The organism is Streptococcus oralis (assembly GCF_024399415.1).
GTDB lineage: Bacteria > Bacillota > Bacilli > Lactobacillales > Streptococcaceae > Streptococcus > Streptococcus oralis_CS.
In genome coordinates this window covers 211766-236101 of the sequence record NZ_CP029257.1, presented here as the reverse complement: position 1 = coordinate 236101, position 24336 = coordinate 211766, and the positions used below count along the sequence as shown (strand labels likewise).

At 42.2% G+C, this 24336-nt stretch carries 24 protein-coding genes; 4 read left to right on the top strand and 20 right to left on the bottom strand.

Annotation, left to right across the window (positions count from 1 at the left end; all coding sequences use genetic code 11):
* The first annotated feature begins 15 nt into the window (after positions 1 to 15).
* Entirely contained in the window at positions 16 to 945 is a 930-nt protein-coding gene (yidC, locus tag DG474_RS01235; protein WP_255778952.1) for a membrane protein insertase YidC, read from the top strand.
* Positions 946 to 1017: 72 nt separating this feature from the next.
* On the opposite strand, the gene pflA is transcribed toward yidC, so the two are convergent.
* The 15 genes from pflA to DG474_RS01160 form a co-directional block, all read right to left on the bottom strand.
* Entirely contained in the window at positions 1018 to 1812 is a 795-nt protein-coding gene (gene pflA / locus DG474_RS01230) for a pyruvate formate-lyase-activating protein (RefSeq protein WP_001288281.1), read from the bottom strand.
* A 121-nt stretch (positions 1813 to 1933) separates the two neighbouring features.
* Positions 1934 to 3190: a diaminopimelate decarboxylase gene (locus DG474_RS01225; protein ID WP_255778397.1), complete on the bottom strand. Its 1257-nt coding sequence runs from the start codon at positions 3188 to 3190 to the stop codon at positions 1934 to 1936.
* Positions 3191 to 3256: 66 nt separating this feature from the next.
* Positions 3257 to 4084: a pur operon repressor gene (gene purR, locus DG474_RS01220; protein ID WP_002874197.1), complete on the bottom strand. Its 828-nt coding sequence runs from the start codon at positions 4082 to 4084 to the stop codon at positions 3257 to 3259.
* Between the two features lie 104 nt (positions 4085 to 4188).
* A complete protein-coding gene (locus DG474_RS01215) occupies positions 4189 to 5130 on the bottom strand; it encodes a 3'-5' exoribonuclease YhaM family protein (RefSeq protein ID WP_049478352.1) in 942 nt (313 codons plus the stop codon).
* Positions 5120 to 6376, bottom strand: coding sequence for a DNA recombination protein RmuC (locus DG474_RS01210; RefSeq protein ID WP_255778390.1), 1257 nt, complete (start codon positions 6374 to 6376; stop codon positions 5120 to 5122). The genes DG474_RS01215 and DG474_RS01210 overlap by 11 nt, the downstream gene beginning before the upstream one ends.
* Before the next feature lies 1 nt (position 6377).
* The gene (locus DG474_RS01205) at positions 6378 to 7040 is read right to left on the bottom strand and encodes a thiamine diphosphokinase (protein WP_125391566.1); all 663 of its coding nucleotides are present in this window, start codon (positions 7038 to 7040) and stop codon (positions 6378 to 6380) included.
* On the bottom strand, positions 7003 to 7659 hold the full coding sequence (gene rpe / locus DG474_RS01200) for a ribulose-phosphate 3-epimerase (RefSeq protein ID WP_255778384.1): 657 nt from the start codon (positions 7657 to 7659) through the stop codon (positions 7003 to 7005). Before rpe ends, DG474_RS01205 begins: the two co-directional genes overlap by 38 nt.
* Before the next feature lie 10 nt (positions 7660 to 7669).
* Complete coding sequence (gene rsgA, locus DG474_RS01195; RefSeq protein ID WP_255778381.1) at positions 7670 to 8548, bottom strand: ribosome small subunit-dependent GTPase A; 879 nt, start codon at positions 8546 to 8548, stop codon at positions 7670 to 7672.
* Between the two features lies 1 nt (position 8549).
* Complete coding sequence (rsmA, locus tag DG474_RS01190) at positions 8550 to 9422, bottom strand: 16S rRNA (adenine(1518)-N(6)/adenine(1519)-N(6))-dimethyltransferase RsmA (protein WP_255778375.1); 873 nt, start codon at positions 9420 to 9422, stop codon at positions 8550 to 8552.
* Positions 9423 to 9434: 12 nt separating this feature from the next.
* Positions 9435 to 10289 (bottom strand): dimethyladenosine transferase, encoded by an 855-nt coding sequence (locus DG474_RS01185; protein WP_255778373.1) that lies wholly within the window; start codon positions 10287 to 10289, stop codon positions 9435 to 9437.
* A 157-nt stretch (positions 10290 to 10446) separates the two neighbouring features.
* Positions 10447 to 10743, bottom strand: a complete 297-nt coding sequence (locus tag DG474_RS01180) for a hypothetical protein (RefSeq protein ID WP_255778372.1) — start codon at positions 10741 to 10743, stop codon at positions 10447 to 10449.
* A 7-nt stretch (positions 10744 to 10750) separates the two neighbouring features.
* Positions 10751 to 12142, bottom strand: coding sequence for an SseB family protein (locus DG474_RS01175; protein ID WP_255778371.1), 1392 nt, complete (start codon positions 12140 to 12142; stop codon positions 10751 to 10753).
* Positions 12143 to 12375: 233 nt separating this feature from the next.
* The gene (locus DG474_RS01170; protein ID WP_255778370.1) at positions 12376 to 13230 is read right to left on the bottom strand and encodes an SDR family NAD(P)-dependent oxidoreductase; all 855 of its coding nucleotides are present in this window, start codon (positions 13228 to 13230) and stop codon (positions 12376 to 12378) included.
* Positions 13227 to 13805 (bottom strand): ribonuclease M5, encoded by a 579-nt coding sequence (gene rnmV / locus DG474_RS01165; RefSeq protein ID WP_255778368.1) that lies wholly within the window; start codon positions 13803 to 13805, stop codon positions 13227 to 13229. The genes DG474_RS01170 and rnmV overlap by 4 nt, the downstream gene beginning before the upstream one ends.
* Complete coding sequence (locus DG474_RS01160; protein ID WP_255778365.1) at positions 13805 to 14578, bottom strand: TatD family hydrolase; 774 nt, start codon at positions 14576 to 14578, stop codon at positions 13805 to 13807. The genes rnmV and DG474_RS01160 overlap by 1 nt, the downstream gene beginning before the upstream one ends.
* A gap of 151 nt (positions 14579 to 14729) precedes the next feature.
* On the opposite strand from DG474_RS01160, the gene kimA reads away from it, so the two are divergent.
* Positions 14730 to 16574: a potassium transporter KimA gene (gene kimA, locus DG474_RS01155; protein ID WP_255778364.1), complete on the top strand. Its 1845-nt coding sequence runs from the start codon at positions 14730 to 14732 to the stop codon at positions 16572 to 16574.
* Between the two features lie 181 nt (positions 16575 to 16755).
* Here the strand turns inward: kimA and rpmH are convergent, their stop codons facing one another.
* From rpmH to DG474_RS01140, 3 genes are all read right to left on the bottom strand, one after another.
* Positions 16756 to 16890 carry a 50S ribosomal protein L34 gene (gene rpmH / locus DG474_RS01150; RefSeq protein ID WP_000831905.1) on the bottom strand — a complete coding sequence of 45 codons (135 nt, stop codon included), beginning with the start codon at positions 16888 to 16890 and terminating at the stop codon, positions 16756 to 16758.
* A 144-nt stretch (positions 16891 to 17034) separates the two neighbouring features.
* Positions 17035 to 18249, bottom strand: a complete 1215-nt coding sequence (locus DG474_RS01145) for a pyridoxal phosphate-dependent aminotransferase (RefSeq protein WP_255778362.1) — start codon at positions 18247 to 18249, stop codon at positions 17035 to 17037.
* A gap of 143 nt (positions 18250 to 18392) precedes the next feature.
* Entirely contained in the window at positions 18393 to 18692 is a 300-nt protein-coding gene (locus DG474_RS01140) for a hypothetical protein (protein ID WP_139689524.1), read from the bottom strand.
* A 167-nt stretch (positions 18693 to 18859) separates the two neighbouring features.
* Between DG474_RS01140 and DG474_RS01135 the strand changes: the two genes are divergently transcribed.
* Complete coding sequence (locus DG474_RS01135) at positions 18860 to 19312, top strand: universal stress protein (protein WP_139689525.1); 453 nt, start codon at positions 18860 to 18862, stop codon at positions 19310 to 19312.
* Between the two features lie 121 nt (positions 19313 to 19433).
* Here the strand turns inward: DG474_RS01135 and DG474_RS01130 are convergent, their stop codons facing one another.
* Both DG474_RS01130 and DG474_RS01125 read right to left on the bottom strand, forming a co-directional pair.
* The gene (locus DG474_RS01130; protein ID WP_139689526.1) at positions 19434 to 21413 is read right to left on the bottom strand and encodes a CAP domain-containing protein; all 1980 of its coding nucleotides are present in this window, start codon (positions 21411 to 21413) and stop codon (positions 19434 to 19436) included.
* Between the two features lie 496 nt (positions 21414 to 21909).
* Positions 21910 to 23301: a Cof-type HAD-IIB family hydrolase gene (locus DG474_RS01125; protein ID WP_000453116.1), complete on the bottom strand. Its 1392-nt coding sequence runs from the start codon at positions 23299 to 23301 to the stop codon at positions 21910 to 21912.
* Between the two features lie 65 nt (positions 23302 to 23366).
* Between DG474_RS01125 and DG474_RS01120 the strand changes: the two genes are divergently transcribed.
* Positions 23367 to 24329 (top strand): asparaginase, encoded by a 963-nt coding sequence (locus DG474_RS01120; RefSeq protein ID WP_061426607.1) that lies wholly within the window; start codon positions 23367 to 23369, stop codon positions 24327 to 24329.
* Positions 24330 to 24336: the final 7 nt, after the last annotated feature.

Below are 24336 nucleotides of genomic sequence, written 5' to 3'. Positions count from 1 at the left end.
GAAGGAATGAAAACATTGGAATCTATTAAACGTTTTGCCCTCTCTGCTATGGGAGTGGCTATGCTACTCGTCTTGTCAGGCTGTGTCCAAGTAGACAAAGCAACAGGACAACCCACAGGGTTGATTTGGAATACCATCGGAGCACCTATGGCTGAAGCTATCAAGTACTTCGCTACTGATAAAGGTCTAGGCTTTGGTGTGGCTATCATTATCGTAACCATTATCGTGCGCTTGATTATCTTGCCACTTGGTATCTACCAATCATGGAAGGCGACACTTCACTCTGAAAAGATGAACGCCCTCAAACACGTGCTTGAACCGCATCAAACACGTCTCAAAGAAGCAACAACTCAGGAAGAAAAACTAGAGGCTCAACAAGCTCTCTTTGCAGCTCAGAAAGAACACGGCATCAGCATGTTAGGTGGTGTAGGATGCTTCCCTATCCTCATTCAAATGCCTTTCTTCTCTGCTATCTACTTTGCAGCCCAATACACTGATGGGGTAGCTAGCTCTACCTTCTTGGGTATCGATCTTGGTTCACCAAGTATGCTCCTTGTTGCCTTCGCTGGTATCCTCTACTATCTCCAATCACTCCTCTCACTTCATGGAGTAGAAGACGAGATGCAAAGAGAACAGCTCAAGAAAATGATTTACATGAGCCCACTCATGATTGTCGTCTTCTCCTTCTTCGCACCAGCAAGTGTGACACTTTACTGGGTTGTCGGTGGTTTCATGATGATTCTCCAACAATTCATCGTTAACTATGTTGTTCGTCCAAAACTTCGCAAAAAAGTTCGTGAAGAATTTGCCAAAAATCCACCAAAAGCACGTTCATTTTCAACTGGAGGCGGACGCAAAGATGTCACTCCAAACCAAGCAACTGCGATCATGACTAACAAGAAACATAAAAAACGCAATGCTGGTAAACAACATTCTAGAAAATAAGAAAAAAGCTTAGCTGAAAGGCTAGGCTTTTTATGCATTACAAAAGCCCGATGTCTCCATCAGGCTTCTTTTTTATCCATGAACACGTTTCATGTAGTCTTGGTAGCTTTCTGTATCCATCAATTCCTTTGCATTCTTGACACGGTCTGCTGTTGGAGGTTTGACCCCTTCGAGCGAATAAGGAATCCCAAGTTCACGCCACTTGAATTCTCCCATCGTGTGATAAGGTAGGATTTCAAACTTATCAACGTTTTTGAGGGTTTTGACGAATTTACCAAGTTCGATCAAGTCCTCATCTCTGTCTGTCAATCCCGGAACCAGCACGTGGCGAATCCAAACAGGCTTCCCAATATCTGACAGGTACTGGGCACAGGCCAAAATGTTTTTATTGGTTTGACTTGTGACAATCTTGTGCTGTTCTTCGTTGATTTCCTTGATATCCAGGAGAACCAAGTCTGTCACCGCCATGAGTTTATTAAACTTTTCGAGATAACGTGGTTTATTACGGAACGGAAGGGCACAGGTATCCAAGGTACAGTGGATTCCTTTTTCCTTGGCCTTGGTAAAGAGGGCAATTAGGAAATCAATCTGTAAGAGGGCTTCTCCTCCACTAACAGTGATTCCTCCCTTGTCTCCCCAGAAACCACGGTAGCGAAGGGCTTCTGTCAAGACATCGTCTACTGTTCGTTCGCGTGATTTATTGGTCTCCATAGCCCATGTGTCGGGGTTATGACAGTATTGGCAACGCATGTGACAACCCTGCAAAAAGACAATGAACCGAATCCCAGGGCCATCTACCGCCCCAAAACTCTCTGTCGAATGCACCATTCCTGTCACTTGTCCATAGTCAATTGTTTCTTCAGACATATCGTCACCTTCCTTGAAACCGTTTTATAGTTTTATTATATCACGAGTAAGGTGAAAAACAAGGTTTTTTTGTCTATTTTTTAGAAAGCAATCTGTTTTTCACTTTCATTTTCAATTTCTTTTAATGATCCGATTCAAAATCAAAACCATACAAGGTTGCGAAATAGTCCTCAGGACGCTCTGCACGGCGGATTTGGCGGGCTTTGCCTTCTTCGGTATAGAGGATTTCTGCAGAGCGTAGTTTGGCATTGTACTGGTAACCCATGGAGAATCCATGTGCACCTGTATCATGAATCACTAGCAAATCACCGATTTCTGTATGAGGTAGTTCGCGATTAATGGCAAATTTATCATTGTTTTCGCAGAGTGAACCGACCACATCTACCATCTCAACTGGTCCGTCTGGATGGGTCAGATTAGTGATATGGTGGTAGGCCCCATACATGGCTGGGCGCATGAGGTTGACTGCTGATGCATCCACACCTAGATAGGTACGGTAAGTTTTCTTCTTATGGGTGACTTTTGTGACGAGAGCTCCATGAGGGGCTAACATAAAACGACCCAATTCGGTGAAAATCTTGACCTGACCAAGTCCTGCAGGTGTGAGGACTTCTTCATAAACCATACGCACCCCTTCACCAATCACAGCGATGTCATTTGGCTCCTGGTCTGGACGGTAATTGACTCCGATTCCGCCAGAAAGATTGATAAAGTCTAGCGAAATGCCCAACGTTTCCTTGATTTCAACAGCCAATTCAAAGAGCTGACGTGCCAACTCTGGATAATAGAGATGGGTGACAGTATTGGATGCTAGGAAAGAGTGGATCCCAAATGTCTTGGCTCCTTTTTCCTTCAAAACAGCAAAGGCCTCAAAGAGTTGATCCTTGGTCATACCAAACTTGGCCTCCCCAGGATTGTCCATGATATCTGTTCCTAGCTCAAAGACTCCGCCTGGATTGTAACGGCAAGAAATAGTTTTGGGAATGCCTGCCGCTCGCTCCAGATGCTCAATGTCTTCAAAGGCATCCAAGTTAATGGTTGCGCCCAATTCACGCGCATAGGTGTACTCTTGGTCTGGGGTATTGTTAGAAGAGAACATGATCTCAGAACCCGGAAAATCCAGTTTATGGCTCATCAAGAGCTCTACATAACTAGAACAGTCCACACCACAACCTTCCTCTTGGAGGATTTTCAAGATGGCTGGGGTTGGGGTGGCCTTGACTGCAAAATATTCTTTAAAGCCCTTGTTCCAAGAAAAGGCCTGGTTGACTGCTCGCGCTTTCTCGCGAATCCCCTTCTCGTCATATAAGTGAAAGGGAGTCGGGAACTCTGCAACAATTGTTTCTAAATCTTCTCGGCTGATAAATGGTGTTTTCATAAGCTTCCTTCTATTCTGTTTGCAAAGAAAGGCTGGGACAATCGTTCCAACCTTTAGTTCTATCTCTTATTTGTCTTCGTCAAAAATATTTCCAATCTCAACATCGATGGATTGGTTCTTAACATCAATATTGGTTACTTTCAAGAGTGACTTGTAATCGAACTGCTTTTCACGTTCTTCTTGGGCATTGTCTGCAAAGACTGCGACACCAGCTAGTTCAGAATCGAACTCACGCAAGAGACTAATCATCCCGTTGACAGTTCCGCCACCTTTCAAGAAGTCATCCACAATCAAGACACGACTGCCTGCCTTGAGGCTGCGTTTTGAAAGGAACATTTTCTCAATACGGTCACCACTTGAACCTGAAACATAGTTGACACTGACCGTTGAACCTTCGGTAATTTTTAAGTCACGACGCACAATGACAAACGGAACATTGAGGACATTGGCAACTGCATTTGCGAGTGGCACACCTTTTGTTGCTACTGTCATAACGGCATCGATTTTTTGGTCCATAAAGCTCTTGGCAATGATACGACCAATATTTTTCAAAATGGCAGGCGTACTAAGCAGATCAGACAGATAGATATAGCCACCTGGCAAGATGCGGTCGCTTTCTGAAAGTTTGTCACGCAAGTCTGCGATCATTTCTTTGGCTTCATGACTAGAAATTGATGGTGTAAAGATAACGCCACCACCTGCTCCAGTCACAGTCTGGATATGGCCGATTTCGATTTCCTCAAAGGCACGCTTGATAATCACAATGTCCTCAGAAATCGATGATTTAGCAGATTCGTACTTTTCTGCAAAGGTGTTGAGACTTGTTAGTTTGTATGGATTATTAATCAAATAGTTGGAAATGACAACCATTCGATCACTTCTTCTTAATTTCATTTTTATTTACCATTCCATTTAATTTTGATATTTTATCCATTATACCATATTCACATAAAAAAACGAACATTATTGCGTAAAAAATGCTCGTTTTTCTTAAATTATTAATCTAAATCTGGTTTATAGAAGGAACGATTGTCCATAGCGAAGATTTTATTGGTCATCTCTCCTTTGTCCACCAAAGCTAGAGCTGTTGACATCATCATCATGCTGGCATCTAGATTATCAATCATATGAATAATCTCTGCCTCCATAATGCGTGGACGGACTGGACTTCCATACTCCAGCAAGCCATGATGACTGAGGATGACATGGCGCAGTAGCACCACTTCTTCCCTAGTATCATCGATGCCGAGTTCCATGACTGTCTTGGTAATTTCACTATCAACGAGAGCGATATGGCCAAGGAGATTGCCTCGTACTGTATACTCCGTCTGATCTGGTCCCGTCAACTCAATAACCTTAGCCAAGTCGTGCAACATAATCCCAGCATAGAGGAGGCTCTTGTTGAGCTGAGGATAGATCTCGCTAATGGCATCTGCTAAGCGCACCATGGTTGCTGTATGATAGGCTAAACCTGTTTCAAAGGCATGGTGGTTAGTCTTGGCAGCTGGATAGGAGTAGAATTCCTTATCATACTTGGTGTAGAGACTACGAACGATACGCTGCCAGACAGGATTTTCAATCTTGAAAATCATTTGCGACATGTAGTCACGGATTTCCTTGACATCAACTGGTGACTTGACCTTGAAGTCAGCTGGATCATTGGGTTCCCCGGGCTGAGGCAAGCGGAGAGTAATTTGATTGACTTGAGGAGTGTTGTTATAAACTTCTCGACGTCCCTGCATGTGGACTACTTTCCCTGCGGTAAAGGCCTCAACGTTATGAGGTTGGGCATCCCAGAGCTTCCCTTCAATCTCGCCGCTATCGTCTTGGAAGGTAAAGGCTAGGTAGTTTTTCCCAGCACGCGTCTGTCTCAGGTCAGCTGATTTAATCAGGTAAAAACCTTCAAACAGCTCATCTTTTTTCATGTGACTAATCTTCATATTCTTCCTCATCTTCTTGGAAATGGAGTAGATCAAGCGCAGGCTCACCTTCTGATAACTCAATGTGACGGAGCGTCCGCTCGATAGCTGTAGTACGACGGTTTAATAATTCATCAATATTGCCAGAGGCATGTTGGAGATGCTTTTGTGCCTTGACCAGAATGCCTCCGAACTTGCCAAACTCGGTCTTAACGCTAGCAAGGGTCTTACTGATATGGTCGGCACTCTTTTGGATATTGAGAGTTTTGAAGCCAACCGATAGGGAGTTGAGCAGGGCTGATAGGGTACTTGGTCCTGCAACGATAATCTGCTCCTCCCGTCTCAAATCATCAAAGAAGACCGGATTGCGAACGATCTCTGAATAAAGACCTTCTGTCGGAACAAACAAGACTCCAAAATTGGTCGTCCGAGGTGGCGCTAGATACTTGCTCTTGATATCCTTGGCGAAACGCTTAACACTTGCCAAGAGTGACTTGCGACAGCGTTCAATCTCGTCCTTGTCGCCCGCTTCATAGGCTTCTTCTAGGCGGTAATAATCTGCCAGTGGAAACTTGGAATCAATTGGTAGATAGACGTATTCCTGGTCGCCTTGTCCGGGTAACTTGATGGCATACTCCACTCGTTCACTGGAGTTTTCAACAGTTGCAAATTCTCGTTCGTACTGGGCAGGAGTCATGATGTCTTCGATGATTTGCCCCAGTTGCAATTCTCCTAGAATCCCTCGCGTCTTGGTCCCAGAGAGAACCTTGTTGAGTGCGCCAACATCGCGGGCAACTGTCTGCATTTCTCCCAAACCTCGATTGACAGACTCTAGTTGCTTGGAAACTGTCTCGAAGGAGGCCTGCAAGCGCGTCTGCAATGTCTTTTCCAACTTTTCCTCGACTGTCTGGCGCATTTGTTCCAAACGTTGCTCATTTGATTCTTGCAGTGCTTGGAGGCGTTGGTCAGTCTTGTCCCTAGTTTGCAAAAGATTATCTGTCATTTCTTGACGGACTTGAGTCAAGCCTTGGTGCAACTCCATTCGCACTTCCTGCAAGCGATCGCTGACAGCTACTTCCAAGTCTTTTTGATCTAGCTGACTGGCTTGCCTAGCTTGGTCAAAACGATAATCTAACTGATCTGACAAGTTATCTGCTTGATCCTCCAAACTCTTGCCTAGGTACTTGTCTTGCTTATCCTGCCTTTGCCAAATCAGAAAGAGTCCAGCTAGGTTGACAATTAATAATAGTAATAATACAGTCTCCATCCTACCTCCTGTCCTTGCTATGCAACACGACGACATAGCCATCTGGGCAAGTCACCGAAACTTCCCTATCTATATATTCGTTAGAAGCGTACACTTTTTTAAAGAAAAAATTTTCCTCTGTCAACTCATACTTGGCACCAAGAATAGTCAGCTGGCTATCCCGAACTGGCATAAAAGCTAGATAATCGTAGTCCGAACGTGGTTCAAGTTGACTGGTCCCTTCTGGACAATAGGAAATCACATTTTGCCCATCCTCAATCGCTATCTGGCGCATATAGGGGGCCAACTTGGGATTGCTAGGTAAAAAGACATTGGCCAGCATATGATCGATGCGACCACCTAGGGCACCAAAAATGGTCACCTGAGCCTGAGGATTTTGCTCAAAGACGGTTAAGAGAGCTAATTCCAGATCCGTATCATCCTTTTCTGGCTGGGCTTGGACAAAGTGCTGGGCACGTGCATGAATCACCTGTCGCTCTTCCACAGTCACAGAGTCAAAATCCCCAACTGCTAGAGCCAGAGGAAGGTCTTCTTCCAAGACCCAGAGCGAGCCTCGATCCACACCGACAAAGCAATCAAAATTTGTCCGATAATGACCGCGATCTCCGCCTGCAAAAACGGCAACCCTAGTCCAGTTGTTTTCTGAGAGTTTGTACTCGCTCATTGACATCTCCCTTAAAGACATAGGAACCTGCTACAAAAACGGTCGCACCAGCTTCTTTAGCTTGAGAAATGGTTTGATCATCAATCCCACCATCGACTTCGATCTCAAAGTTCAAGCCGTTTTCCTCACGAAGGGCAACCAACTCACGAATCTTATCCATGGTTTCAGGTAGAAAGGCTTGCCCGCCGAAGCCAGGGTTAACCGTCATGACTAAAACTTGGTCAACTAGGTGAAGTATGTGTTTGATAGCTTCAACCGGCGTACCAGGGTTAATGACAACAGAAGGTTTCACTCCCAAAGAACGAATCTTTTGAAGAGCGCCATGGATATGAGGTGTCGCCTCGACATGAATGCTGATGATATCTGCACCTGCACGCGCAAAGTCTTCTAAATGGTGCTCAGGATTAGCTACCATCAAGTGGCAGTCAAAGACCATCTTGCTATGAGGGCGAAGAGCTTCAACCACACCTGCACCAAAACTGATTTGCGGTACAAAGTGACCATCCATGATATCGATATGGGCATATTCAGCCCCAGTTGCTTCTAGGCGTTTAATTTCTCGTTCAAAGTTGGCATAATCTGCTGCCAGAATTGACGGAGCAATCTTGTATTGAGACATAGGTTTCTCCTTATTTTGGAATTTTTTTGCTGACTTTTTTATAGGTTTCTCTGCGATTTTCAATTTCACTGAGGAATTGCAGATAATTGTCAAAACGGAAGGTTGCAATGATTCCTTCTTCGACAGCCGGCTTAACCGCACAGGACGGCTCATGGGTATGGGTACAAGTACGGAACTTGCAGTCTCGATTGACACTGGCAATCTCTGGAAAGGCCTGATTGAGGTCTTCAGCCGTTGACACTTCATAATCCAGTGATGAAAAGCCTGGTGTGTCCGCAATTTTACCCCCATTGAGGTTGTAAAAACTAACAGCTCGAGTGGTATGGCGACCACGACCTAGACTGTCTGAGATCTCTCCTGTTTCAAGATTGAGATCTGGTGCGATTTTATTGAGGAGGGTTGATTTTCCAACACCAGTCTGCCCCATAAAGACCGTCACTTTCCCTGTCAACAGGGGCAGGAGTTCCTCCTTACTGGTCACAAAGTCATAACCAATGGCACCGTAAGTCTGCTGATAAAAATCCAGTTCTCCTCTATCTTCCAGCAAGTCCATTTTAGAAATATAAACGATAGGATGGATGCCCTTGTGTTCCAGAAGAACCAAGAACCGATCCAGCAAGTTGCTGTTGAAGTCTGGTTCCTTGACGGACATGATCACCACAGCTTGGTCAATATTGACAATAGGCGGACGGACCAGACTATTTTCCCGTTCGTAAATCTTGAGGATATAACCTTCGGAATTTTCCTCTGCAGAAAAATCTACCCAATCCCCAACATAAGGCGTATGACCTTTTTTGCGGAAATTTCCACGCGCGCGTGTCTGATAGACTTGGCCATCACTCTCCACATAATAGAAGCCCGCCAAGGCTTTAATAATTTGTCCCTGCATCTTAGAGTCCTTGTCCTTTAAGCGCATCTGCCAGACTAGCAAATTCTGCCAAGCTGAGAGCTTCACCACGCACAGATGGAGACAAGCCTGCCTGATCCAAAGCCTTGGTCAGTTTGTCCTTGATTTCATCAGTCTTGCCAAAGTAGCCTGTTAAGTTGTTCCACAATGTCTTGCGACGATGAGTGAAGCTAGCCTTGGAAACCTTAAAAAAGAAGTTCTCATCTTTCACTGCTACAGCCGGCTCTGGACGGCGCACCATTTTTAAAATGGCTGAGTCCACGTTTGGGGCTGGCACAAAGACCGTACGAGGCACGATGAAGGCAACCTTAGCTGTCATGTAATACTGCACCGCAATCGACAAACTACCATAAGCCTTAGTATTTGGCTGTGCTGAGATACGGTCCGCCACTTCTTTTTGCATCATGACCACAAACTCACTAAAAGGAATGCCACTCTCAATCAAGTGCATGAGAATAGGAGTCGTAATGTAGTAAGGCAAGTTAGCTACTACCTTGATTGGTAGGTCTGGATTTTTGAAATTCTGGATATGTTGCGCCAGGTCGACCTTGAGAATGTCCTCGTTGACTACGGTAACATTGTCAAAATCACGCAGGGTATCTGCCAAAATCGGTACCAAACGGTGGTCAATCTCAAATGCCATGACTTGAGCTGCACGCTCAGCCAAAAATTCTGTCAAGGCACCAATCCCTGGCCCGATTTCGATGACATTAACCTGATCATCAATTTCAGCCGTATCCACGATCTTTTGAAGAATATTGGTATCCGTCAGGAAATTTTGCCCGAAGGACTTTTTAAAGGTAAAACCGTGACGCTCCAGCACTGCCTTAGTCACGCTATAATCTGCAATTCTCATTTATTCTCTTTTCTATTTGTTAGCTAAAAACAATCTATAAACCCAAACAATTACCAACACCAAGAGAAACCAAAATCTCAAAGGAATATGGTACTCGTCATCTTTAGATTCGGCACCAGTCTCATCAAGCACTTGCTCATCTTCTTTACGTGGTGCTTGCTTATTTTCTTGGCCTTGCACTTGCTCATCTTCTTTACGTGGTGCTTGCTCGTCTTCTTGACGTTGTTCTTGGTTCTCTTCTTGATCTTGTTTTTGATTCTCTTCTTGACCTTGTGCTTGTTTTTCTTCTTGGTCTTGTTCCTGATTATCTTCTTGCTCTTGTTCTTGCTTATCTTTTGGGCCTTGCATTTTCTTCAACTCATCTTGGTATGCAACCGAGTCTAGAATATTATCTTCTGGCAATAATTTTGAGGCATAATAATCAGGAAATCCCATAGCAGACCAAATTACGTTCTTTTCTGTTAAAGAAAAATCCAATTCTTGGGGTTGATTTTCCTGAATGGCTCGGATATTTTTTATAAGCTTACGCGAAGCTGTAGTCAATCCATCCATATCAGCAACTTCTAAAACATCAAATCCTAGCATGTCACCTGCTTTGACATTTGCAAGAATATAGCGAACAAAATCATCATATAGTTGCAAGGTCTGAGGAGCGTTCTGTTCTAAAAAAGAGCGATTTTGGGTGGCCTTTTTCTGGAATTTTTCAATAGGAAGTAAGATATTAAATTTTTTCCATAGAATATTAGGCATTCGCACATCTTTTTCATCCCAAAATAATTGCCAAAAATAAGGAATGGTGTAAACTCCCTCCGTTAAAATACGTACATCTTTCCCGTTTTTTAAATAAATATAGCTTCTATTTGCCATATCGTTTCCTTCCACCATTTTTATGAAGGCTTTGCCTTCCGTCAAAGTCACTCCAAACAGGGCCAACTGTTTAGATTGCCTCTTGTTGTCAAAAAATCAATGCATATTGTTCTAATTTTCATTCATTATCTTTTAAGAAAATCATTTATTCTCTTTTTTAATAGGAACGGCGATATATCCAAAAAAATTCATTTCCTCTAGAACTCTGATGAATCAGGTCTTTTAAATAGATATTGGGATTCGTCAGTTCTTTTGTTTCTGTATGATAGCTTGTTATTGTCTGCCCACCATGTCGGAGAAGCCACTCTGTATCCAATCTAGGCAAATATCTGTCCTTTTGAAGAAAATCACAAAATTCCTCTACTGTTATGTCCTCAGAAACTTCAAGTTCTACCTTGTGAGGCAGAACATCATCCCCCATACAGATAGACTCTCTATCAACGATTATTTTCATCCCTTGATCAACCTTTAGCTCTTCCTTCTAGTTCCTCACTGAACTGTTGCATTTCTTTAAACGCTTTGTCACTGACATAAACACCCGCTTTATAATACTCAGTCTGGTTAATGGCATAGTCAAAGATTTCAATCATGCCTCCAGCGTTTTCAATCATAGCGCTCCAATTTTCATCAAAAACCATTCGCAAACGTTTCCAATCAGTAAACACTGAAACCGAATTTCGTCCATTTTTTCCTTCTCTAGTTGGAAGATTAAATGTAGCGGATTCTTCTAAAACATGAGCATTACTTTCCTGACTAGGTTCAGGAAATCCTGATGTTGCATTTATAGGAAGAAGGAATTTAGCTTTTGGCATTGCCATTGAAAAGAACTTATAATAGAGTTTATAAATTAATTCTTCCTCTTCTGTAATCGGTCTATCCATCTGTCCCATCAAAAGCATCCATCTCACAATATCAGGGTTCATAACAGGAACTTGTATCTCTGGCAAGCCTGAAAAATCTGGTTTTTGAACTAAAATAGAAGAACTTATACTAACTTCTTTGGTATTAAAGAATGCTCCTAAAGCACCGTTCAAGTAAAAGGCTGTTCCAAGAAAATTCTCAATTCCTTTTTTATCTTCCGTATTTTCAATCCGTTTTACCACTTTTAATTGGTTTTCAATTGTTTCCTTATACTGATGATACCAACGAGGGGTAAATAGCATAATCATCGGGTCAGTGCATAGATAGCCTTCGTCACCTCTATCATATGTAGTTGAGAAAAGATAAGGTTCCCCAGTATTTTCTGAATAAACTGCATAAATCGAATCTGCTTCTAGCAACTTGTCCTTGACAATTTCTGCTAGACGCTCTGACTTACGAGTATTTTCTTGATTGCTCTCTTCACTTTTTGGTTTTTGACGGCAATCCCATAAAAAAGCCTGTAAAATTTCGATACTATCATCAAGACTAAGATTCTGATAGTCCTCATCGCTTACTTTACCTTCTTGAATAGTCACAAAAGTTCGATAGAGAGCATAAGCATAGCTAGATAAACGCTTTTTTGCATCTACACCAGGACTATAGAGCACACTTCCCTTTTTTAACTTAGCTAGAGAGGGAAGCATATCGATCTCTAGATAAACTAACTCCTCATCTCTAAGAGATTCCACATCTTTGTTTTGGCAAGTAAGTTTTTTTACAACTACGGTTTCAAGAGTATCCATACCTTGATCGGGATTGCAAAACTGAAGACGATCACCAACTGTCAAGCTCCCTTCCAAAGTCGCAGCAATCAGTAATTCCCTCTTTTCTTTCATTGGAAAGAAACCCAAAACTCCTAGACAAGCATCTCCTTTGGTTTCTTCTGTTGTCTTCTGTGCTTCTGTCTTTTTAAAAAAATCAAAAATTCCCATCGCTTTTCCTCATTAATTTCACCCAAATGCAGATTTTATCAATTATCTTTTTTATCAGGCATGGTATTGAGCATAGTTGAAGCATATGCTATTACCTCTATTGTAACACATTCCCTTTGTATTTTTGGGCTATCTGGTTATTGTTATTACTTTTCAGGACTCTCCAAACAGATTTCGATATCTAAATTTCTTTCCACTATTGATGTAAGCATAAAATTTATTTTTCTAATCCTTTATGAATTGTCTCTTGAAAAAGTCAAGTGCTCAAGCAGAGAATAGAGTTTTTCTTGCTCCTCTTCTTCGTAAGCAGGTGCATTTGCTTTTACTTCCCTGCATTTCTCGTCATACAAAAACCCGTCATATCCATCTTCTGTAGATAAGGCTGTATAGACTTTGGCCATTTCTTCCGGACTAATTGAAAATCTTGACTTGATTTTATACAAATTTTTCATAAAAGTGCGGAGGTGATCATAGCGGCGCATATCAACTTTGACATTGGTCACACGGATTGCCTGAACCTTGATACCTTTCCAATGTTTCCGCATATAAAGCGACAGCATCAACAAGGCCAGTTTATTCTGATAATAGGTCTTGGCAGGACTATAATGTTTTTGACCAGCTAAATTTTCAAAATCAAGCTTCATGAAGGGATAAAGCATCAGCCCTTGAGAAGAAATATTAATAATTCGGCCACTCTCAGATTTTTCCAACAAACCTTTCAACAAGGTAGAAAGTAAAAAGGGAGCAACCACGTTGGTCGCAAATTGCTTTTCTAATCCCTCCCTAGTCAGGATGGGCTTTTTGACTGACAAATCAAAATCAGCCGCATTGTTAATTAAAACATCTAAAGTCCCTTCTTTTTGGATATACTGTTCTACCGCTTCCTTGACACTTTTCATCTCAGATAAATCAACCAAGATATAATCTACATGCGGATTTCCTGTCTGCTGACGAATTTCCTCACAGGCTTGCTCAGCCGCTTCTTTCCGTCGGCAAAATAGAGTCATTGACCAGTCCTTTTCAGCTAATTGTTTTGCAACCTGATAGCCAATACCACTATTGCCACCTGTAATAATCACTCTTTTCATTTCTGACTCCCTTGGACTGAATACTTAGTCATCACTTCTTCCACTTCTGCCAAGGTTACCCCAAATAACTCTAAGCGCTTGAGGAGTTGTTTTCCATTGGAATAACCGATGCGGAGCTGTTCGCCTAGATACTCTCGGCGTCTACGGCTGTCTGCTCCTGCTAAGAAACCTAGGCGAATCAAGTCACCACGACTGATGTCAAACTCGTTCTCGTTTTCAAATTTCTCTGTCACCTGAGCCAGCGCTGTTTTTAGATCTTCGTAGCTGGCGTGTTCGATTCCCAGAGAACGTCCCTTGGACTTAGATTTGGGAACAGCCTCATCTCGCTTGAGAAAGGCATGCTGCACTGTTGGAATGGCCGTCATAATCATGCGCCGAATCCGTTCCCCATTAAAATCTGGATCTGTAAAGACAATGACTCCATGCAGTTCATGCAGGCGACGAATCCGCTCTATATCCTGGTCATTTATGGCGGAACCTCGTGTTTCATAGGTCTCTACATCAAAGTAACGTTTGAGATTGGCTGTATCATCCCGTCCTTCGACTACGATGACTTGGGAAATTTTTTCTTTCATTACTTGCTATCCAATCCAAAGATACGCTCTGCATTTGCAGTTGTTACTGCGGCTAACTCCTCAGTCGTCATCCCACGCAAATCCGCGATAAAATCTACCACATAGCGTGTGTAGGCTGTTTTGTTTTCACGGCCACGTTTAGGAACAGGAGCCAGGTAGGGGGCATCTGTCTCAACGAGGATTTTATCCAAAGGAAGTTCCCTAGCAACCTCTTGGATATCCGTCGCTTTCTTAAAGGTCACTACACCTGAGAAAGAAATGGTCATGCCAAGCTCGACAAACTTCTCAGCCCACTCCAAAGAGCCTGAAAATGAATGCATAATCCCACCACGAGGACCAACGCCCTCACTCTTGATAATCTCATAAGTATCTTCTAGCGCATCACGGGTATGGACCACAAAAGGCAAATTCAAATCCTTAGACAACTGAATCTGACGACGAAAAACCTGCTCCTGTACTTCCTTAGGTGCTGTCATCCAATGGTAGTCCAGACCAATCTCCCCCAAGGCAACAACCTTGGGATGTTTTAGTTTTTCAAGCAAGTAAGCTTCGACCTCATCTGTGTAAGTCCCTGCTTCCGTCGGATGCCAGCCAATAGTTGCGTAGAGTTGCTCATACTCATCTGCCAACTCTAGGACTCGTTCAATGGTTGGCTTATCAAAACCAACAATATTCATCTGTGTCACACCCATCTCAGCAGCCAAGGCGATTTCTTCTGCCTCACGTCCTGCAAATTCTTCTACATTTAAATGTGTGTGCGTATCAAAAATCATCTCTTCTAACCTCATTTTCTTCCATCTATTATACCAAAAATAGCATCCCCCGGCTTGTAAAAATATTCTAATACCGATCATTCTCCCTTGACTGCCTTTTTTCAAAGCAGTATAATAACACTTATTGAAATTTTCAGCAAAGGAAAAGAAAATGTTTAGAAAATTAAAATATACCTTTATCGGTCGACCACTCAAGTCTCTCACAGACGGTGAAGGGGGATTGTTGGGAAAAATGCAGGCACTTGCAATGTTATCCAGTGATGCCCTGTCTTCTATTGCCTATGGACCCGAACAAGTCATTCTCGTTTTAGTCAGTCTCTCTCCTCTCGCTATTTGGTGGAGCCTCCCTATCGGTATTTTTGTCCTCTTACTCCTCGCTAGTTTGACCATTTCCTATCGTCAAATTATTCACGCCTATCCTCAAGGTGGAGGAGCTTATATGGTCACTCGGGAAAATCTCTCCCCTGAACTAGGCTTGATTGCAGGGGGCAGCCTCCTTGTTGACTATATGCTGACAGTAGCCGTATCCGTTGCGTCTGGAGCTGATGCTATTACAGCAGCCATCCCTGCCCTCCATCCCTACAATCTTCATATCTCTATTTTCCTAGTCTGCCTGCTCATGCTCTTGAATTTAAGAGGATTGAAAGAATCTGCCAGCTCTCTGATGATTCCTGTCTACCTCTTTATCTTCAGTACCGTCTTTCTCTTGCTTTATGGGTTCTTTCAACTATTCACAGGTTCCCTAAACTACCAGGCAACTTCAACCATTGGACAAACTGTTCCGAGCCTTTCCATCGTTCTCCTATTGAGAGCCTTTACCAGTGGCTCTGCCTCTCTGACAGGGGTTGAGGCTATTTCAAATGCGGTACCATTTTTCAAAACTCCGAAAGAAAAGAATGCTGCTCAAACCTTGACCATCATGTCCTTGATTTTAGGATTTCTTTTTGCAGGCATTACCTTCCTAAACTACTGGATGGGCATCACACCTCAAAATGGAGAAACCATCCTCTCGCAAATGGCCAAGGGCATTCTTGGTGATTCATTCTTTGGTCATGCTAGCTACTATCTCTTCCAGTTCTCAACAGCCTTGATTCTAGCTGTAGCTGCAAATACTGGCTTTTCAGCCTTCCCTATGCTGGCTTACAATATGGCTAAAAACAAGTACATGCCCCATCTCTTTATGGAAAAAGGGGATCGCCTTGGCTACTCCAACGGTATCTTAACTCTGGCCTTTGGAGCTATGATCCTTCTTCTCATTTTTAATGGGAATACTGAACGCTTGATTCCTCTTTATACTATCGGGGTCTTCGTTCCCTTTGCCCTTTCTCAGACTGGGATGATTCGTCATTGGAAAAAGGAAAAAGGAGCAAACTTCTTAAAACCTGCCTTTGCTAATGTCCTAGGAGCCATCATTTGTTATGCTATCGTTCTCATTTTACTCCTCTTCAGACTGGGTGATATCTGGCCATTCTTCCCAATTATCCTAGTTTTAACCTTCCTCTTTTTGTCCATTCACAGCCATTACCAAAAAGTGGCAAAACAACTACGACTCTACGAAGGAATTGAAAAGTGCACTTACGACGGCAATCTGGTTCTCGTCCTCGTAGGAAATGTTACTCGAGTAAGTGTCGGAGCCATTAACTACGCTCAAAGTATCGGTGACGAAGTGTTAGCCATGCACATTTCTACTAAAGAAACGGCCGATAAAGACCAAGAAATTCTTCAGGAATTTGCCGATTACTTCCCAAATATCACTCTGAAGAATATCAATACCAGCTACCGCGACATCATCACCCCTAGCGTTAAGTATGTCAAACGAATCGCCCAAGAAGCTAAGCAAAAAAACTACACCGTTACAGTTCTTGTACCACAGTTTATCCCTAACAAGCCTTGGCAAAATATCCTGCACAATCAAATGAGCCTTAAACTAAAATACGCTCTCAGATGGCACGAAGACGTCGTTGTCGCTAGCTACTCTTATCACTTAAAAGAATAAACAAAAACTCAAAATCAGTAACTTATATCTGGTTTTGAGTTTTTTGTATGTGACCTTTTAAATGAGCCCTCTATGAGTTTCATCTGAAATGACCGATTTCGTAGACAATGCACCCTTTAAGATAAAAAGAAAAGCCAGTAGACTCGAGTTCCTACTGACTTCTTTGTTGAATTCGTTTGGATTATGCAGCCAAAACTTTGCGTCCTTTACGACGACGAGCTGCCAATACGCGACGACCGTTTTTAGTTGACATACGGTTACGGAATCCGTGTTTACGCGCACGACGAAGTTTACTTGGTTGATAAGTACGTTTCACGATGAATACCTCCTCATAGATTTTGTATTCGTTTAGCCGGCTATAAAGTGATCAGTTACTAAACATACTTTACTATTCTATCTGATTCTGACCTATTTGTCAATAGCTCTAAGTAAATGTTTCCTGCTTTTCCCTATAAAAGCCTTATCTATGATACTGACTCAAGAAACGTGTCATCTTTTCTTGGATTTGCGCTAATTCGTCCACACGAGGAAGGTAAACGATACGGAAATGGTCTGGTTCCTTCCAGTTAAAACCACGACCATGAACCAAGAGAACCTTTTCCTGCTTCAAAAAATCAAGAACGAACTGTTCATCATCATCAATGCGGTACATATTGCGGTCGATTTTAGGGAAGATATAAAGACCCGCCTTCGGCTTGACCGCAGACAAACCTGGGATATCTTGAATGGCATTGTAAATGAAGTTTCTTTGCTCGTAAATCCGTCCACCAGGAAGGAGCAATTCATCTACTGACTGGTGCCCACCTAGTGATGTTTGTACGACTTGCTGGGCCAAAACGTTAGAGCAAAGACGCATATTGGACAGCATATTGAGACCTTCGATATAGCCCTTGACATGGTGCTTAGGACCAGACAAGACCATCCAGCCTACACGGAAACCAGCGATACGGTGAGATTTTGACAGACCATTCATGCTGACACAGAAAACATCAGGTGCCAAGCTCGCCACAGGCGTATGCACATGCCCATCCATCACCATGCGATCATAAATTTCATCCGCAAAGATGATCAAATCGTTTTGACGGGCAATCTCAATAATCTCCAACAAGAGTTCCTTAGGATAAAGGGCTCCAGTTGGGTTATTTGGATTGATAAGGACGATTGCCTTGGTATTGGAAGTAATTTTTGACTTAATATCGTCAATATCTGGGTACCATTCTGCAGCTTCATCACAGATATAGTGAACGGCATTTCCCCCAGCTAGGCTGACCGCGGCTGTCCAGAGAGGATAGTCTGGCATAGGTACCAAGACCTCATCGCCATTATCCAAAAGCCCTTGCATGGACATAACAATCAGCTCACTGACACCATTTCCAAGGTAGATATCATCAATGTCTACATTGGGAAATTTCTTCAGTTGGCAATACTGCATGATGGCCTTACGGGCTGAGAAAATCCCTTTGGAGTCAGAATATCCCTCACTATCACGCGCATTCATAATCAAGTCATGAATGACTTCGTCTGGCGCTGTAAAGCCAAATTCTGCTGGATTTCCTGTATTCAGACGTAAAATCTTTTCTCCGTTTGCTCGCATGCGCATGGCTTCTTCCAAAACCGGACCACGAATATCATAAGCAACATGCTCTAACTTACTAGACTTGTTATATTCTTTCATCTTGTTTCCTCAATTCATCGAGATAGTAACATTATACCACTAGAAAGGGATTGCGACAAGTTTCCTGAAATGAGCAAGCAAAGAAAAAACTCACAACGACTAGGTTCTCACCGTCTAAACAACTAGAGTACAGAAGTATTTTCTCACATACCAAAAGACAAACCTAGAAAGACCAATGCTAAAAAGGAATCATACAAAAGATTAAACATGAGAAAGAGCCCCCACGTGACCAAATAGTCCAAGCGACCACTTCTCTTTGCAATCACCAATAAAATGATGTGGTAGACCAAGTGAAAGAGAAGAAATCCAACAAATCCTGGATAGAGAACGGGCATGACTCTTTCCAGCTGCCAAAGCATCACTACTTCACCTACAAGTGACGCAAGGATAATTCCATGATAAAGAAAACTTATTTTTTTAGAAGCTTTAACAGACCCTTTCATACTTTCTCATCCCCTTTACTGTGTTTCCTACTAGCTCGTTTTCTGTTATTTTAACATATCTCCACCAAATTGAATCTCCAATAATATTTATTTAAATATGATTTTTACTTTACTTCTTTAGTGAAAAGGGCTACAATAACAGTAAGAAAATTTCAGGAGGTTTCATTATGGCACAACGTTACCAAAATGTTATGGTCGCAATTGATGGTTCTAAAGAAGCGGACTTGGCTTTCGTCAAAGGTGTTTACACTGCTCTACGCAACGAATCCAAGCTCACCATTGCCCATGTTATCGACACACGCGCTCTTCAAAGCGTGTCTACCTTTGATGCTGAAGTTTACGAAGAACTCCAAGTCGATGCTGAAAGTCTGATGAAGGAGTACGAAAAGCGCGCAAGAGATGCTGGTGTGACCGATATTCACATCGTCATCGAAATGGGAAATCCAAAAACCCTCCTTGCCCGCACTATTCCAGACACAGAAAATGTTGACCTGATTCTCGTTGGTGCAACAGGGCTTAATGCCTTTGAACGCCTCTTGGTTGGCTCTTCATCTGAGTATATTCTTCGCCATGCAAAAGTCGATTTGCTGGTCGTGAGAGAAAGTGAAAAAACATTGTAATCATTAAAAAAGGGAGCCTTGAGCTCCTTTTTGTTTGTCCTGATTGGGTCACAAAAAGGCTTTAAACAATTGTTTAAAGCCTCTATCTTATTTAGAAAGTAGTCAATCTAAAAAGATTGAATTATTTGTAACTGTATGCCCAGTAGTATACACCGTTTCCATCAACTACTGCTGCTACAGCTCCTTCAGTGACATTTGGATCGAGAAGCAAGTCTCTCAAACCACTGTTTGCCCATTTCTTAACGACAACAGCTGCATCTTCATCACGACGTCCAACAAAGCCTGAGCTATCGTATTGACGTGAGATTTCATTTACTTTTGGAAGTGCTTGATTTTGATAAATGTCTTCTGACCATGTCAACTCTTTCAAGCCTTGAGCTTTACGCTCTTCATTGATTTTAGCGAAAGCTTCTTTAGCTTTTGAAACATAGTCATAGTTTGTATCGTTTGTTGCTTCAACACGGTAAACAAACTTAACATAACCAAATTCTACATCACTGTATTTCTTATCCTCAACACCACTCTTAAGATTTGCAATCAAGACATAATCCTTAGCATATGGGTTTTCTTTGGTTTTTTCAAAGATTTCTGGATCTTCGATTTCCCATTCAACTTTGGCATCCCATCCTGCGTTATCAAGGAACTTAGGATTCATCTTTTCGATAACGTAGTTCTTGAACTCTTCAACATTCTTGAATGGCAATGCTTGACCTGCTTTAGCAGTCGTTACCAAGTTAGTTGAGTAAAGTTTCACGCTTGAGTTCTTGTCACTGTACATGTACTCGTCATCAGCAGTATTTTCGTGAAGTTTTGGATCACGAGCTGGATCGTTTGGATCAGTCATCCCTTGAAGTTTCCATTTTCCTCCAAGCCACTTCCAGTATGCTGAGTAACCTGTACGCTCTGAGTTAGATGATACATAGTAGTAATGTGCACTACCGTCGAAGTAGTAGTTTTTATCATTTTTGAGGACTGCATCACCTGGTTTACCTGGTGGGTAAACCAATTTTGGAGTTTGTCCATTTGGTGCCCAAGCCAAGTGTTCCAATCCTTCAGCTGGTTTTTCAACATAATCAGGGATTTGGTTTTCACTTGGTTCATCAGTTGTTACCAAACCTGGTGTTGTTGGGATAGCTGGAGTTGCTGGTGTTGCTGGTTTTGGTTCCGCTGGCGTTTCTGTAGATGGTTTGAATGGATCAAATTCACTATCAGCTCCATTAATTGGTGGGTTTTCTGGTAGGTCAACACTTGGAGTTGCTGGTTGTGCTGGTTGTGGCTCAGCTGGTGTTGTTGGCTCTTCAGGTTTATCACTAGGAGCTGGTGTTGGAGTCTCTGGTTCTGCTGGTGTTGGAGCAGGAACTTCAGGTTGACTTGGTTGTGCTGGTTCAACCGGAGTTGTTGGTTGTTCTGGTTTTGGTTCAGCCGGTGTTGCCGGTTGTTCTGGAGTTGTTGTATCAGCAGAATCTTTCACCAATACCCACTTACCATTTTGGTAGTAGTAATAATCACCATTGTCCAATACATAGTAATGGTACCCATTTTCGTAACGATAGTGCGGATCGTTTTCCAAGTTGTTAGTAGATGAGTTATTATTACTATTGTTTGTCAAAGGTTTCCACTGACCGTTACGATAAATACGGTAGCTACCATCGTTCATACGGTAGTAGTGATTGCCATTCCAGTAAATATAGTTTTCATCGCTAGCAAGGTTGTTGTAATTATTCCAATAGTTATAACCATAGTAGTTGCTACTGTTGTCATAGCCATAGTAGTTATTCCAATTATTGTAACCGTAGTTGTAACTTGGGTAATAGCTACCATATCCATAGTTATAGCTTGGGTAGTAGCTATTGTAGCCATAGTTATAGCTTGGGTAATAACTGTTGTAGCCATAACTTCTTACAGTATAGTTTGATGTGCGACTACGATTTGCAGTAGTACGGTTAGAAGTACGATTGCTTGAACGGTGGCTAGTTCTTGTATAGTAGCTATTATTCCCATTCCAATTGTAAGCAGCGTGAGCTTCACTTGGTGCAAAAGTTGGAAGCATTGTTACAGCTGTTAAAACAGAAGCTGTCAAATAGGTATATTTTTTCTTCATTTCAACCTCTTAATTCTTTAATTTCTAAACTTGAAAATTAAAATAATAAAAATTTGGAAAGCAATTGTGCACAATTTTATAACTAAACCTCAAAACTAGAGTGAATTCTTCACATCAACTTGTTAACAGGCCTGAAATAAACAAGTTGACTTTCTGTCTTTAAAAAGAGCATATTATAGCAGCATGAGGATTTTATATTTATTCGCTTTCTTAATTTATTCTAACACAGCAACTTTCAAATATCAAATAATTTGACTTGTCTTTTTTTGATATTCTTTCAAAAGAAAAGCTAGATATATTAGTAATTTATCTAGCTTTTCAACTATTCTTTGTAAGCAATGTAATTTCCCGTTGTTTTATTTTCACTATCTTTTCATTTTTTCTTTTCTTTTTCTAGTATAAATATGCTAATAATAATTAGTGATATATATAAAATTGTTCGGTTTTTCAGCTCAAAAAATCCCCGAATTTTTCATCCAGGGAAAAGAATTTTCTCTTATTTTTTATTTTTTCTTTCTTTATGTCGCTCATAAGCTTTAAACTGACGTTGTAGTTCCTGTCGGATGGCAGGTTCTGGAGCATATTTTTCTTCCCAGTCATCTGGTTTTAAAATCTTGTGTGTAACTGGGTCAAAATGAGCTTTCCCATCAGGGAAAACCTTCCCCATATTTGCTTCATGGACAATATCAAAAATGCGTTCTGGGTCTACTCCCATCAAAACAAAACTACCGTATGTAAAATACAGTGTGTCAATCAAAGCATCCACTTGACCGACCAGATTTTGCTTAGCAGGCGTCTTTTTCGCCACTTTCTCTGCCGCCTTATCAAGTGCCTCATGCATGCTTGCAAGGGAGTTTTGAAATTCTTCCTCCGAAGAACTTGCTGCGCGAACAAACTCTACTAATTCTTCAATTTTAAAATCTGCTCGGTGGGTTGCACCTTCAGCATCCCATGCCTGTGGCTCTTCTTGAGTTCGTTCATCCATCATGTGGTGGAAGGTTTTGACCTTATTAAAGTGATAGTCTCGACTGACAAACACTTTTTCTGAAGCCAAAACACCAAAGTGCTCGAGCGCCTTGTGGATACCATCTTGTTGATTACTTGCCGTAATATGCTTGGCGACTTCTTTGACACTGCTACTGCCATTTCCCATAGCAACCGACATCCCAACACCCGCCAACATTTCTAGATCATTGTCTGAATCACCAAAGGCCATAACTTGGTTGAGATCAAATCCATATTCTTTCCCGACTCGGCGAATGCCTTCTAGTTTGGAATTTCCTTGGTTGATGATATCTGCTGCAAAAGGATTGCTTCGAGTTAATTTCAAATCTTCAAAATCAGCTGCTGCCTTCTCAGATTCCTCTGGCGTCATCAGCATCAAAACTTGATAAATGGGTTGATTAATCAAGTTAAGCAGGTCGTCTTCCTTTTGAGGAACTGCCTTGCTGACCATTCGATTAAAGGAACGGCTAACGGTTCTTGTCAGCACAGTCGGAATAAAACGACTAACCAGTTGTGAAAAGGAGCCGAGACCAAATGACATAATCTTCGAACCAACAACGGCATGCTCGGTTCCAAGAGCGATTTCTTTACGCTCCTTTTTAGCGTAAGCAATCAGTTGACGCAGGCTTGACTTAGCAATCGGACTTGCAAAGAGCACCTTTTCTTTATTAAAAATGTATTGGCCATTGTAGGTCACCGCAAAGTCTAGGTCCAAGTCTTCCATCAATTCCTTGACAAAAAACGGCCCTCGTCCTGTCGCTACTCCAACAAGCACTCCTTGCTCTTTGACAATCTTAATCGCGTCCTTAGTGGATTTCAAAACACTCTTGCGATCGTTGACTAGCGTTCCATCGATATCAAAAAAAACAGCCTTGACTTCCATCCTGTCCCATTCTCCCCTTTTGTGTTACAATGATTATACCACATTTCAGAAAGAGTGACTAAATCATGCCTAAGAAAATCCTTGTTTTACATACAGGTGGGACTATTTCCATGCAAGCAGACGCCACTGGTGCCGTTGTAACTAGCCAGGAAAATCCCATGAACCATGTTTCCAATCCGCTTGAAGGGATTGAGGTTCACGCCCTAGACTTTTTTAATCTTCCAAGCCCCCATATCAAACCCAAGCATATGCTTGCACTCTATCATAAGATTAAAGAGGAAGCTGATAACTATGATGGAGTTGTCATCACACATGGTACAGATACCTTAGAAGAAACAGCCTACTTCCTTGATACCATGAAAATTCCGCCCATCCCCATCGTTCTAACAGGGGCCATGCGCAGTTCAAACGAACTTGGTAGCGACGGTGTATATAACTATCTGAGCGCTTTGCGAGTTGCCAGCGATGACAAAGCAGCCGACAAGGGCGTTTTGGTCGTCATGAACGATGAGATCCACGCAGCCAAGTATGTTACCAAAACTCATACGACCAACGTCAGCACCTTTCAAACCCCAACACATGGACCACTTGGCCTCATCATGAAGCAAGAAATCCTCTACTTCAAAACAGCTGAACCTCGTGTCCGGTTTGATCTCGAACATATTCAAGGTCTGGTTCCCATCATCTCAGCCTATGCAGGTATGACAGATGAGCTGATTGATATGTTAGACTTGGAACAGCTGGATGGCTTAGTTATTCAGGCCTTCGGAGCAGGCAATGTTCCCAAAGAAACAGCTCAAAAGCTGGAAAATCTCCTCCAAAAAGGAATCCCAGTCGCCTTGGTCTCACGTTGTTTTAATGGTATTGCTGAACCTGTCTACGCCTACCAAGGTGGAGGAGTGCAGTTGCAACGAGCTGGTGTTTTCTTTGTCAAAGAACTCAACGCTCAAAAAGCGCGCCTCAAATTATTAATTGCCCTTAATGCTGGACTAAAAGGACAGGCTTTGAAAGACTATATGGAAGGATAAACCTCTT